Source organism: Allostreptomyces psammosilenae, from assembly GCF_013407765.1.
GTDB classification, from domain to species: domain Bacteria; phylum Actinomycetota; class Actinomycetes; order Streptomycetales; family Streptomycetaceae; genus Allostreptomyces; species Allostreptomyces psammosilenae.
Map to the genome: position 1 here is coordinate 4,465,545 of NZ_JACBZD010000001.1, position 12,577 is coordinate 4,478,121.

Here is a 12,577-nt window from a genome sequence, read left to right on the forward strand (position 1 = left end):
GCCGTGGCGCCCCGTCCGCGCGGTGGTGCGTCCGCGTCCCGAGGCGTTCGGCGGTGGCGCCGCGGATCCGGCCCGACGGCGCCGGCCCTTTCCCTCCGGGCGCCGAGCCGTGCGTGGTGCCGTGTGAGTCGTAGCGGTGAGTGTGTGCCCTGATGTCCCGGCGCGCGTCCGGGGAGATGTGCCCGTGCCGGTATCCGGACGGGTGCGCTGCGTCACGGATGAGCCTACCGCGATCGAGGGGCGTGTTCTGGATCCTTTCACCCCATCGGGTGGTCGGGCTTGCGCGCCGAACCGGGCCCGGTCTCCGGTGGGCGTGGCGGTCCTCACATATGCCCCATAACGGGCAGAAAATCGGGGCACTGGTTGCTGGGAACGGTTGTAGTCACCAACCAACGACAGGAAAGGCGCGGTGAGACCGCATGCCCACCCCCTCCGCCCCCTCCCTGACCGGCCGGGAGGTCCACCTGGTGGCGCGGCCCGAGGGCTGGCCGACCCCGGCGGACTTCGCGCTCCGCGAGGTCACCGTCCCGCGACCCGGGCCCGGACAGGTCGTGGTGCGCAACCTGTACCTCTCGGTGGACCCGTACATGCGCGGGCGGATGAACGACGCGGAGTCGTACGTGCCGCCGTTCCGGCTCGACCACGTCATGGAGGGCGGCGCCGTCGGGCGGGTGGTGGCCTCCGAGGCCGAAGGGCTCGCCCCGGGCGACGTGGTGCTGCACGGCCTCGGATGGCGCGAGTACGCCGTGCTGGACGCCGACCGGGCCACCAGGGTCGATCCCGAGCTCGCCCCGCTGACGGCCTATCTCGGCGTCCTCGGGCTGACCGGCCTGACCGCCTACGTGGGGCTGCTCCAGGCGGCCTCCTTCCGCGCCGGTGACACCGTCTTCGTCTCCGGCGCGGCCGGGGCGGTGGGCAGCGTGGTCGGCCAGATCGCCCGACTGCGCGGGGCGCGCCGGGTGGTGGGCAGCGCCGGCTCGGCGGAGAAGGTCCGGCTGCTGACGGAGCGTTATGGCTTCGATGCGGCCTTCAACTACAAGGACGGCCCGGTGCGCGAGCAGCTCGCCGCGGCGCTGCCGGAGGGCGTGGACGTCTACTTCGACAACGTCGGCGGGGAGCACCTGGAGGCGGCCATCGCGCTCGCCAACAAGGGCGCCCGGATGGCGCTGTGCGGCGCCATCTCGCAGTACAACGAGGCCGGCGAGCCGGTCGGCCCGCGGAACCTGGCCCGCGCGATCGGCTGGCACATCCGCCTGGAGGGCTTCCTGGCGAGCGACTACCCCGAGCAGCGCGGCGAGTTCCTGCGGGAGGCCGCCGCCTGGCTGCGCGACGGCGAGCTGGTCCACGACGAGACCGTGGTGGACGGCATTGAGCACGCCGTGGACGCCTTCCTGGACATGCTGCGCGGCCGCAACATCGGCAAGATGCTCGTCCGCCTCCCCGAGTCGCCGGACGAGGCGCCCTCCGGGACCTCCGTCGGGGCCTCCTGACCGGGGCGGGAGCACGCCGAGAGGCGCGGTCATACGATCCGACGACTCTCCCGGACGGCGGCGGCCGGCGGACGCGCCCCGGCGCCCGCGCCGGCCCGCCCCATTCCGGCTCTTCGCTGGGCACATGCGCCTGGCACATGCCACGGGTACCTCCCACCGCGGACTAGCCCGCTCGGTTGCGCCGTTCGGGCAAAGCCACCCTTTCGGGTGATGACCTCGCGCGGACGGGCGGGGTATGTCTGTGGGGGTCGCAGGCGCGGGGCGCGTGCACGCGGGTCCGCGCAAGCGGGTCCGCGGCAACGCCCCGCCGCCTAGGATGAAAACGGCCGACGACGCGTCACGCGGCGCCGTCGGCGGGTGCGGGAGACGGCGCGGCGGCGGTCGCGTGCCTCCGGCCCGCCGGGGCGAAGCTGTCACGCATGGTCAGCTGACGCCCGATTCGCCCCGTGTTGGTTTCGGAGTGTTTACGCAAAGTTACGATGAGGTACTGTTGCCGTAGTGGGAGATGGGGCAGAATGCCCGTGGGAGCAATGGCCTGTCAGGCAATGGAACGAGGCCGCTGGGGAAGGCGCACCTCATACACAGCCTGGAGGTCCCGTTGACGACACGTGGAGTTCTGTACGTGCACTCCGCGCCGCGCGCGCTGTGCCCGCACGTCGAGTGGGCCGTCGCGGGTGTGCTCGGCGTGCGCGTCAGCCTGGACTGGATCCGGCAGCCGGTCGCCCCCGGCACCTGGCGGGCCGAGCTGTCCTGGCAGGGCGAGGTGGACACCGCCTCGCGGCTCGCCTCGGCCCTGCGCGGCTGGCAGATGCTCAGATTCGAGGTCACCGCCGAACCCTCCGCCGCCTCGGAGGGCGAGCGCTACAGCAGCACCCCGCACCTGGGGATCTTCCACGCCGTCACCGGCGTGCACGGGGACATCATGATCCCGGAGGACCGGCTGCGCGCCCTGCTGGTCCGCTCCCGCGGCGGCGAGGCCGACCTGGAGAGCGAGCTGGAGAAGCTGCTCGGCAAGCCCTGGGACGACGAACTGGAGCCCTTCCGGTACGCCGGCGAGGGCGCCCCGGTGCGCTGGCTGCACCAGGTGGTCTGACGGCCCCGACGGGCCCCGCGCCCATCAGCGCAGACGGCGGCGGCCCGGTCCCGGAGTGATCCGGGACCGGGCCGCCGCCGTCTGACACCGTGCGGTGCGCCGGGCACCGCGGCGAGGCCGCCGACCCGGGCGCTTCGACTCAGACGCTGCGCACCGCGATGACCACGTTGTGCCCGCCGAAGCCGAACGAGTTGTTCAGCGCGCTGATCCGGCCCTCGGCCGGCAGCGGGCGCGGCTCGTGCACGACCACGTCCAGGTCGACCTCGTTGTCCCGGTCCTCCAGGTTGATCGTCGGCGGCACCAGGCGGTGGTACAGCGCGAGGACCGTGGCGATGTTCTCCACGGCGCCGGTCGCGCCGAGCATGTGACCGGTCATCGACTTGGTCGCGGTGATGACCAGGCGCGAGGCGTGCTCGCCGAGGACCTCGCGCAGCGCCTTGATCTCGGCCAGGTCACCGAGCTCGGTGGAGGTGGCGTGCGCGTTGACGTGCAGCACCTCCTCCAGGGGTATCCCGGCGTCGGCCAGCGCGGCGCGGACCGCCTGGATGATGCCGCGGCCGGTCGGCTCCGGCTGCGCGATGTGGTGGGCGTCGGAGGACAGCCCCTGACCGGCGATCTCCGCGTAGATGCGGGCGCCGCGGGCCTCGGCGTGCTCCTTGGACTCCAGCACCAGGATGCCGGCGCCCTCGCCCATCACGAAGCCGTCGCGGCCCTTGTCGTACGGGCGGGAGGCCCGCTCGGGCTCGTCGTTCCGCTTGGACAGCGCCATCATGGCGGCGAAGGCGCCCAGCGGCATGGGGTGGATGGCGGCCTCGGTGCCGCCGGTGACCACGACGTCGGCGCGGCCGGAGCGGATCATCTCCATGGCGTAGCCGATGTTCTCCGCACCCGTGGCGCAGGCGCTGACCAGGCTGTGCGCGCCGCCGCGGGCGCCCACCTCCAGCTCCACGTTGGCCGACGGGCTGTTCGGCATGAGCATGGGCACCGTGTGCGGCGACATCCGCCGGGCGCCCTTCTCCCGCAGCACGTCCCACTGGTTCAGCAGGGTGGTCACGCCGCCGATGCCGGAGCCGACGGCCACGGTCACCCGGGTGGCGTCGGGCAGCGCGGCGTCCTCGCCGGCCGGCGCGGTGAAGCCGGCGTCGGCCCAGGCCTCACGGGTGGCGACCAGCGCCAGCTGGGCGCTGCGGTCGAGCTTGCGGGCCTCGACGCGGGACATCACCTCGGTCGGGTCGACGGCGACCTGGCCGGCGATGCGCACGGGGAGCTGCTCGGCCCACGGCTCGGTGATCGCCCGCACCCCGGAGCGGCCAGCGAGCATGCCCTCCCAGGTCGAGGCGACATCGCCACCCAACGGGGTGGTCGCGCCCAGCCCGGTGACGACCACGGTGCGCGGTTCGGTCCCGCGGGAGCGGGAGGTGTCAGAGGCAGTCACGGAAACTCCCGGTGGTGCGGAGGAACAAAGGGTGACGCCGGGGCGGCGTCGGAGCCGGTGGGTCCGGCTCCGACGCCGCCGCCGACGACGGCCCAGGGCGGGTCAGCCCTGGTTGTTGAGGATGTACTCGACGGCGTCGCCCACGGTCTTGAGGTTCTTGACCTCGTCGTCCGGGATCTTCACGCCGAAGCGCTCCTCGGCGGCGACGACGACCTCGACCATGGACAGCGAGTCGACGTCCAGGTCGTCGGTGAAGGACTTGTCCACCAGGACGTCCTCCGCCGGAACGCCGGCGATCTCGTTGACGATGTCGGCGAGGCCGGACAGGACCTCTTCCTTCGTGGCGGCCATGGTTGGCTCCTTGTTCGTTACGGGACTTGCTGGTGGACAAACCCGCCCGTCCGGTCGGTGTCCCGTCGAAGGACGGGGCGCCCGGTCGGGCGGCGGGTCACGAGGGTCGGGGACCGCCGAGACACTCCTGGTGGTTCACGGCAGAGTGACCACGGCGGCGGCGTAGACCAGGCCTGCGCCGAAGCCGATGATGAGCGCGGTGTCGCCACTCTTGACCTCGCCCCTCGCGAGCATGCGCTCCATCGCGAGCGGGATCGAGGCCGCCGAGGTGTTTCCGGTCTCCTCCACGTCACGCGCGACGGGGACCGATTCGGGAAGCTTCAGCGCCTTCACCATCGCGTCGATGATCCGCATGTTGGCCTGGTGCGGGATGAAGGCGTCCAACTGGTCGACGGTGACGCCGGCCGCGTCCAGCGCCTGCTGGGCGATCTTGGCGCCCTCCCAGACGGCCCACCGGAAGACCGTGCGGCCCTCCATGGTGACCGCGGGGAAGCGGTGGTTCGGGTCCTCGCGGAAGACGTCCCACGGGGCCGTCTGGGTGATGACGCCGGCCTGCGCGCCGTCCGAACCCCACACCAGGCCGCCGATGCCGGGCACCTCGGAGGGGCCGACGACGACCGCTCCGGCGCCGTCGCCGAACAGGAAGGCCGTGGAGCGGTCCTCGATGTCGGTGAGGTCGGACAGCTTCTCCACGCCGATCACCAGGACGTGGCCGGCGGCGCCGCTGCGCACCATGGAGTCGGCCAGGCCGAGCCCGTAGCCGAAGCCGGCGCAGGCGGCGGAGATGTCGAAGGCGGGGACGGGGCCGCAGCCGAGCCGGTGGGCGATCTCGGTGGCGACCGCGGGGGTCTGCTTGAGGTAGGTGACCGTGGCGACGATCACGCAGCCGATCTGCTCCGGGGCGATGCCCGCGTGGGCGATCGCCTTGCCGGCGGCGGCCAGCGACATCTCGGCGACCGTCTCGTCCGGCCCCGCCCAGTGGCGGGTGGCGATGCCGGAACGGGTGCGTATCCACTCGTCCGAGGAGTCGATGTGCTTGAGCAGTTCCTCGTTCGGGACCACCCGGCGGGGGCGGTACCCGCCCACGCCCATGATCCGGGCGTGGGGGGCACCTGTGGAAACGTTCAGGCTGGGGGCCGTCATGGTCAGCTCACCTCGGCCGCGGGCGCGGCGGGGGCGGGCACGGCGGCCGGGGCGGTGGCGTGTTCGGCGATGAACTCGCGGGCGGCGTCGAGGTCGCCCGGGGTCTTCACGGCGAGGGTCTTCACGCCCGGCAGGGCGCGGCGGGCCAGGCCGGTGAGCGGCCCGGCGGGGAGCACCTCCAGCACGCCGGTGACCCCGAGCGCCCGGAAGGTCTCCATGCACAGGTCCCAGCGCACCGGGTTGCTCACCTGGGTGACGATCCGGCGGAGGACCTCCGCGCCGTCGTGGAGCGTGCCGCCGTCGGTGTTGGACACGTACGGGACCACCGGGTCGGCCGGCGTGATGCCGGGCACGATCCGCTTCAGCTCGTCGACCGCGGGGGCCATGTGCTTGGTGTGGAACGCGCCGGCGACCGCCAGCGGGATCACCTTGACGCCGGCCGGCGGGTCCTCGGCCAGGGCGTCGAGCTCCTCGACGGTGCCGGCGGCCACGATCTGGCCGGCGCCGTTGATGTTGGCGGGGGCCGCGCCGTGCTCGACGATCTTGGCCACCACCTCGTCGTGGTCGCCCCCGAGCAGCACCTTCATGCCGGTCTCGGTCCGTGCGGCGGCCTCGGCCATGGCGAGTCCGCGGCGGCGGACCAGCACCATGGCGGCCTCCGGCGTCAGCACGCCGCCGATGGCCGCGGCGGTGATCTCACCGACGCTGTGACCGGCGACGGCGCCGACCCGCGGTCCGGCGGGGTCGGCGACGCCGTTCGGGAACAGCGCGGCGCTCGCCGCCAGCCCGGCGGCGACCAGCAGCGGCTGGGCGACCGCGGTGTCCTTGATCTCCTCGGCGCTCGCCTGGGTCCCGTAGTGGACCAGGTCGAGGCCGGCGGCGGCCGACCACCAGGCGAGGCGGTCGGCCACGCCGTCGAGGTCGAGCCAAGGCTTCAGGAAGCCGGGCGTCTGGGCGCCCTGGCCGGGAGCGACGAGTACTAGCACGGTTCCACTTTCCCTTGGGGAACGGCCGTTCCCGGCATGGGGACGGGAACGAAGATCCACCAGGGGTTTTGTCATCCCTCTACAAGTGGACTCGGCCAACCAGCTCACTGGCGGACGCCGTTGCCCACACCCTACGGCTCCTGGGACAACCGGCCGAGCGCCAGGGCCAGTCGCAGGGTGAACGCGGAGCGGGCCTCGGTGGGCGTGTAGCCCGTGACGTCGGTCACTCGGCGCAGGCGGTACCGGACGGTGTTGGGGTGCACGAACAGCATCCGGGCGGCTCCCTCCAGGGAGGCCGCCTGCTCCAGGTAGACCGAGAGGGTGTCGAGCAGCGCCGAGCCGGCCTCCTTGAGCGGGCTGTAGAGGTCCTCCACCAACTGACGCCGCGCCATCTCGTCACCGGCCAGGGCGCGTTCGGGCAGCAGGTCGTCGGCGCTGACCGGGCGCGGGGCGTCCGGCCAGGCGGGGCAGGCCCGCAGCCCGGCCAGCGCCGCCTGCGCGGAGGAGGTGGCCTCCAGCAGGCCGGGCACGGCCGGTCCGACCACGACCGGGCCGGCGGCGAACTGGCCGATCAGCGCCTTGGCGGCGTGCAGCGGGTCGTCGGCGCCGCCGAGCACCACGACCAGGCGTTCGCCGAGCACGCCGGTCAGGGCGTGCAGCCGGGCGTGCCGGGCGGCGCGGCGGATGGAGTCCACCACGAGTTCGCTGTCGCCGTCGGGGGCGTTGCCGACCAGCACAGCGACCGATCCGGGGGAGCGCCAGCCCAGCGCGGCGGCCCGGGAGAGCATCGACTCGTCGGCGTCGCCGCCGACGACCGCGTGCACCACCAGGGCCTCCAGCCGGGCGTCCCAGGCGCCGCGGGCCTCCGCGGCCTGGGCGTAGACCCGGGCGGTGGCGAAGGCGATCTCCCGGGCGTAGACCAGGACGGCCTCGCGGAGCACCGCCTCGTCGCCGGGGCCGGCGACCTCCTCGATGGCGTTCTCGACGACCTCGATGGTGGCCCGCACCAGTTCCACGGTCTGCCGCAGGGTCACGGCCCGGGTCAGCTCGCGGGGCGCGGTGCCGAAGACGTCGGTGGAGACCGCCTGGGCGTGGTCGGGCCGGCGGAACCACTCGATGAAGGCGGCGATGCCCGCCTGGGCCACCAGCCCGATCCAGGAGCGGTGCTCCGGGGGCATGGCGCGGTACCAGGCGAGGGTGTCGTCCATCCGCGAGATGGCCGCGGTGGCGAGCCGGCTGGAGGCCTTCTCCAACCGGCGGACGGCCCCCTCGTGGTCCTTGGCGCGCGGCGGGGCCGGCGGGCCGGGGGGACGGACGGCGCCGCGGTGGGCGGGGCCCGCCGGCTTGGGCGCGGTGGGTGGCTTCGGGCCGCCCGCGGTGGAACGGCTGGTCGCGGTGGCGTTGGCGGGCTCGGCCGGGGTGGGGGCGCCGTTGGGCTCCCCGCCGGCCGCCCGTTGGTCTGAATGGGTCGGGGCAGGCACCTGTCCAGCATGCCCTGTCCCGGGCCATGATCCGCATTCGGTTGTCGGTACTGGACGGTTGGCTCGGCCGCCGGGCGGGCGCCGAGCCCCTTGACAGCGGTGCGGTCCGCCGGCCGGTCGCGGCGCCGGAGGGGCCCGCGGCCTGGGCGTACGTGCCCCGGCCCGGCCCGGGCCGGGGCACGCTCGGGCGTCGCTGGACGCCGGCTGGCCGCGGCCTCGGGCGGGCCCGGCCGAACGGCTCGGTGGTGGCTGCGGCGCCGCTCAGCCGCCGGCCAGCTCGGCCAGCACGGCGTCGGTGAACGCCGGCCACAGCGGCTGGCACCACGCGCCGAAGGGCCGGTCGGTCAGCAGGACGCAGGCCGCGCCGGCGTCCGGATCCACCCACAGGAAGGTGCCGGCCTGGCCGAAGTGGCCGAATGTGCGCGGCGAGGAGTGCGCGCCGGTCCAGTGCGGGCTCTTGGCGCCGCGGATCTCGAAGCCGAGGCCCCAGTCGTTCGGCCGGTGGTGGCCGTAGCCGGGCACGACGCCGTCGAGGCCGGGGAAGACCACGGAGGTGGCCTCGCGCACCGTCTCGGGCGCCAGCAGCGTGGGCGCGAGCAGTTCGGCCGCGAAGCGGACGAGGTCGGCGCAGGTCGAGGTGGCGCCCGCGGCCGGGGAGCCGTCCAGCGTGGTGGCGGCCATGCCCAGGGGTTCCAGCACCGCCTCGCGCAGGTAGTCGGCGAAGGGGATGCCGCTGGCCTTCTCCAGGTGCGCGGCGAGCACCTCGAAGCCGGTGTTGGAGTAGATCCGGCGGGTTCCTGGGGCGGCCAGCAGTCGGTCACCGGAGAACTCGTAGCCGGCGGTGTGCGCCAGCAGGTGGCGCACGGTCGCGCCGGGTGGCCCGGCCGGCTCGTCCAGCTCCATGGCGCCCTCCTCGACCGCCACCAGGCAGGCGTAGGCCGTCAGCGGCTTGGTGACCGAGGCGAGCGCGAACCGGTGCCGGTCCGGGCCGTGGACGCCGGCCGTGCCGCCGTCGGCCCGCACCACGGCGGTCGCGGCGTGCGGGACCGGCCAGCTGTCGATCAGTCGAAGGCTCTCCATGGTTTTCCCTTCTGGGCTCGTTCGCCTGCGGGCCTTCACGCTGGTCCTCCTCGCTCCAAGCGCCGGGGGCCCTCCGGCTCACTCGCCGGTTTGGTGGCGGCTCGTTCGCCGGTTTGGTCGCGACTTGCCGAGGGCCCGGCCCACCCGGTGCGGTCGGGTGGGTCGGGCCCTCGGGCGTGTTCAGTTGTGGTGCCTCAGGCGGCCGGGGATCAGGCGTCGCCGCCGGCGGCGCCCGGGTCGGCGGAGGCGACGTCGAGCAGCTGGTAGCGGTCGATGGCGGCCTTCAGGGAGGAACGGTCGATCTTCCCCTCGGCGGCCAGCTCCGTCAGCACGGCCAGCACGATCGACTGGGCGTCGATGTGGAAGAACCGGCGGGCGGCGCCACGGGTGTCGGCGAAGCCGAAGCCGTCGGCACCCAGCGACTGCCAGCGGCCCGGCACCCAGCGGGAGATCTGGTCCGGCACCGCGCGCATCCAGTCGGACACCGCCACGAACGGGCCCTGCGCGTCGTTCAGCTTGGTGGTGACGTACGGGGTGCGCTGCGGCTCCTCCGGGTGCAGGAGGTTGTGCCGCTCGGCCTCCACCGCGTCCCGGCGCAGCTCGTTCCAGGAGGTGGCGGACCACACGTCGGCCTTGACGTTCCACTCCTCGGCGAGGATCCGCTGCGCCTCGACGGCCCACGGCACGGCCACGCCCGAGGCGAGGATCTGCGCCGGGATCTCGCCGGCCTGGCCCGCCTGGTAGCGGTACAGGCCCTTGAGGATGCCCTCGACGTCCACGCCCTCCGGCTCGGCCGGCATCTTGATCGGCTCGTTGTAGACGGTGAGGTAGTAGAAGACGTCCTCGCCGTGCGGGTGCTCGGCCGAGGAGCCGTACATCCGCCGCAGACCGTCCTGGACGATGTGCGCGATCTCGTAGCCGAACGCCGGGTCGTAGGCGACGACGGCCGGGTTGGTGGAGGCCAGCAGCTGCGAGTGGCCGTCGGCGTGCTGCAGGCCCTCACCGGTCAGCGTGGTGCGGCCGGCGGTGGCGCCCAGCACGAAGCCGCGGGAGAGCTGGTCGGCCATCTGCCAGAACTGGTCGCCGGTGCGCTGGAACCCGAACATCGAGTAGAAGACGTAGATCGGGATCATCGGCTCGCCGTGGGTGGCGTAGGACGAGCCGGCGGCGATCAGGGAGGCGGTGCAGCCGGCCTCGCTGATGCCGTCGTGCAGCATCTGGCCGGAGCGGGACTCCTTGTAGGCGAGCAGCAGCTCGCGGTCGACGGACTCGTAGGTCTGGCCCACCGGGGAGTAGATCTTCGCGGAGGGGAAGAGCGAGTCCATGCCGAAGGTGCGGTACTCGTCGGGGGCGATCGGCACGAAGCGCTTGCCGATCTCCTTGTCCCGCATGAGGTCCTTCAGCAGCCGGACGAACGCCATGGTGGTGGCGATCGACTGCTGGCCGGAGCCCTTCTTCAGCGCCGCGTAGGCCTTGTCCCCGGGCAGTTCCAGCTTGCGCGGGTTCACCCGGCGGGTGGGCACGTAGCCGTCCAGCTGGCGCCGGCGGTCGTGCATGTACTGGATCTCCTCGGAGTTCCGCCCCGGGTGGTAGTACGGGGGCAGGCCGCCTTCGAGGTCCTTGTCCGGGATCGGCAGGTGCAGCCGGTCGCGGAAGCGCTTGAGGTCCTCCACCGTCAGCTTCTTCATCTGGTGGGTGGCGTTGCGGCCCTCGAAGTTCGGGCCGAGGGTCCAGCCCTTGACCGTCTGGGCGAGGATCACCGTCGGCTGGCCGGTGTGCTCGCGGGCGGCCTTGAACGCGGCGTAGATCTTGCGGTGGTCGTGGCCGCCGCGGCCGAGGTGCAGGATCTGGTCGTCGGTGAGGTTCTCGACCATCTTGCGCAGCCGCATGTCGTCACCGAAGAAGTGCTCGCGGATGTACGCGCCGGTCTCGGTGGCGTAGGTCTGGAACTGGCCGTCCGGGGTGCTGTTGAGCTTGTTCACCAGCACGCCGTCCACGTCCTGGGCCAGCAGCGGGTCCCAGTTGCGGTCCCAGACCAGCTTGATCACGTTCCAGCCGGCGCCGCGGAAGTACGACTCCAGCTCCTGGATGATCTTGCCGTTGCCGCGGACCGGGCCGTCCAGGCGCTGCAGGTTGCAGTTGATCACGAAGGTCAGGTTGTCCAGACCCTCGCGCGCGGCCAGGCCGATGTTGCCCAGGGACTCCGGCTCGTCCATCTCGCCGTCGCCGAGGAAGGCGTACACGTGCGAGTTGGAGGTGTCCTTGATGCCGCGGTGCTCCAGGTAGCGGTTGAACCGGGCCTGGTAGATGGCACCGAGCGGGCCGAGGCCCATGGAGACGGTGGGGAACTCCCAGAAGTCCGGCATCAGCCGCGGGTGCGGGTAGCTGGACAGGCCGTTGGGGGCCTTGGACTTCTCCTGGCGGAACGCGTCGAGCTGGTCCTCGGTGAGGCGGTCGAGGAGGAAGGCGCGGGCGTAGATGCCGGGCGAGGCGTGGCCCTGGAAGAAGATCTGGTCGCCGGAGCCGTCGCGGTCCTTGCCCCGGAAGAAGTAGTTGAAGCCGACGTCGTACAGGCTCGCGGAGGAGGCGAAGGTGGCGATGTGGCCGCCGACGCCGATGCCCGGGCGCTGCGCGCGGGAGACCATCACCGCGGCGTTCCACCGGGTGGCGGCGAGGATCTTGCGCTCGATCTCCTCGTTGCCCGGGAAGAACGGTTCCTTCTCGGTGGGGATGGTGTTGATGTAGTCGGTGCTGCGCAGGCCGGGTACGCCTACCTTCTGCTCGCGCGCGCGCTCCAGCAGTCGCAGCATGAGGTAGCGGGCGCGTTCCTGGCCCCGCTCGTTGACGACGGCGTCCAGCGACTCCAGCCACTCGCGGGTCTCGTCCTGGTCGATGTCCGGGAGCTGGCTGGGCAGGCCGTCACTGATGATCGAGATGCGCTCTCGTCCGGAAGCCACGCTGTTCCTCACTGTCGGTGTGACTGGTTGTTTCGCGCCGCCTTCATCGTGTACCGCGCCCGGCGGGTCCGTCATCCCTACCGGGGGGTAGTCGAGCTCGGCTCGAGGGCCGCCCTGTGGTGGTGCTGGGCGGGGTGGCTCGGGCTGGAGCGCTCCCTGTCGGCGCCTGTGACAGGTGGTGCTCCGCGACGGGAGGCGGTCCTTGTCCCCGGACGGTTCCGGCCGGCGGGCCGTGCGGTTCCACCTGCGAAAACTGTACGCCGCGCAGGAGAGGCCGCACACCGTGGAGGGCCCACGGGCGCCGGGCCCGTCGGCCGTCCCGGCGTGCCGCCGGCCCCGCCGCCCGGCCGATCTCCCCGCCGTGGCGGGGGTCGTCGGGCGGCGGGGAGGGGAAGGTCGGGGAATTCAGTTGTGTCGCAGATCTCGCGCGCATCCCACATGCGTGCGGACGCCGGCGTTCCGCGGCCTGGACGCTCGGGAGTTCGAACATCCACGCGCATTGTCGCGCGTGCGGGGGAGAGTGGGATACGGGGCCTGTTCACCCACGGCTGATTTCCTGGG

9 protein-coding genes are annotated in these 12,577 nt (G+C 72.9%); 2 read left to right on the top strand and 7 right to left on the bottom strand.

Annotation, left to right across the window (positions count from 1 at the left end; translation table 11 throughout):
* The first annotated feature begins 419 nt into the window (after window positions 1–419).
* Together FHU37_RS18440 and FHU37_RS18445 are read left to right on the top strand one after the other, a co-directional pair.
* Window positions 420–1,490, top strand: a complete 1,071-nt coding sequence (locus FHU37_RS18440) for an NADP-dependent oxidoreductase (RefSeq protein WP_179815249.1) — start codon at window positions 420–422, stop codon at window positions 1,488–1,490.
* A gap of 598 nt (window positions 1,491–2,088) precedes the next feature.
* A complete protein-coding gene (locus FHU37_RS18445; RefSeq protein ID WP_179815250.1) occupies window positions 2,089–2,583 on the top strand; it encodes a DUF3145 domain-containing protein in 495 nt (164 codons plus the stop codon).
* 139 nt (window positions 2,584–2,722) lie between these two features.
* Here the strand turns inward: FHU37_RS18445 and fabF are convergent, their stop codons facing one another.
* From fabF to aceE, 7 genes are all read right to left on the bottom strand, one after another.
* Window positions 2,723–4,018, bottom strand: a complete 1,296-nt coding sequence (fabF, locus tag FHU37_RS18450) for a beta-ketoacyl-ACP synthase II (RefSeq protein ID WP_312892662.1) — start codon at window positions 4,016–4,018, stop codon at window positions 2,723–2,725.
* A 102-nt stretch (window positions 4,019–4,120) separates the two neighbouring features.
* On the bottom strand, window positions 4,121–4,369 hold the full coding sequence (locus FHU37_RS18455; RefSeq protein WP_179815251.1) for an acyl carrier protein: 249 nt from the start codon (window positions 4,367–4,369) through the stop codon (window positions 4,121–4,123).
* Between the two features lie 135 nt (window positions 4,370–4,504).
* On the bottom strand, window positions 4,505–5,512 hold the full coding sequence (locus tag FHU37_RS18460) for a beta-ketoacyl-ACP synthase III (RefSeq protein ID WP_179815252.1): 1,008 nt from the start codon (window positions 5,510–5,512) through the stop codon (window positions 4,505–4,507).
* Between the two features lie 2 nt (window positions 5,513–5,514).
* Window positions 5,515–6,498 carry an ACP S-malonyltransferase gene (locus FHU37_RS18465; protein ID WP_179815253.1) on the bottom strand — a complete coding sequence of 328 codons (984 nt, stop codon included), beginning with the start codon at window positions 6,496–6,498 and terminating at the stop codon, window positions 5,515–5,517.
* A gap of 131 nt (window positions 6,499–6,629) precedes the next feature.
* Entirely contained in the window at window positions 6,630–7,751 is a 1,122-nt protein-coding gene (locus FHU37_RS18470; RefSeq protein WP_246451028.1) for a PucR family transcriptional regulator, read from the bottom strand.
* Between the two features lie 489 nt (window positions 7,752–8,240).
* On the bottom strand, window positions 8,241–9,059 hold the full coding sequence (locus FHU37_RS18475; protein WP_179815254.1) for a serine hydrolase domain-containing protein: 819 nt from the start codon (window positions 9,057–9,059) through the stop codon (window positions 8,241–8,243).
* Window positions 9,060–9,268: 209 nt separating this feature from the next.
* Window positions 9,269–12,016: a pyruvate dehydrogenase (acetyl-transferring), homodimeric type gene (aceE, locus tag FHU37_RS18480; protein WP_179815255.1), complete on the bottom strand. Its 2,748-nt coding sequence runs from the start codon at window positions 12,014–12,016 to the stop codon at window positions 9,269–9,271.
* Window positions 12,017–12,577 lie beyond the last annotated feature (561 nt).

What these genes read in the sequence shown, in the direction of transcription:
- FHU37_RS18440 (WP_179815249.1), top strand. Translation starts at nt 420, where the DNA reads ATGCCCACCCCCTCCGCCCCCTCCCTGACCGGCCGGGAGGTCCACCTG.
- FHU37_RS18455 (WP_179815251.1), bottom strand. Translation starts at nt 4,369, where the DNA reads ATGGCCGCCACGAAGGAAGAGGTCCTGTCCGGCCTCGCCGACATCGTC.
- FHU37_RS18460 (WP_179815252.1), bottom strand. Translation starts at nt 5,512, where the DNA reads ATGACGGCCCCCAGCCTGAACGTTTCCACAGGTGCCCCCCACGCCCGG.
- FHU37_RS18475 (WP_179815254.1), bottom strand. Translation starts at nt 9,059, where the DNA reads ATGGAGAGCCTTCGACTGATCGACAGCTGGCCGGTCCCGCACGCCGCG.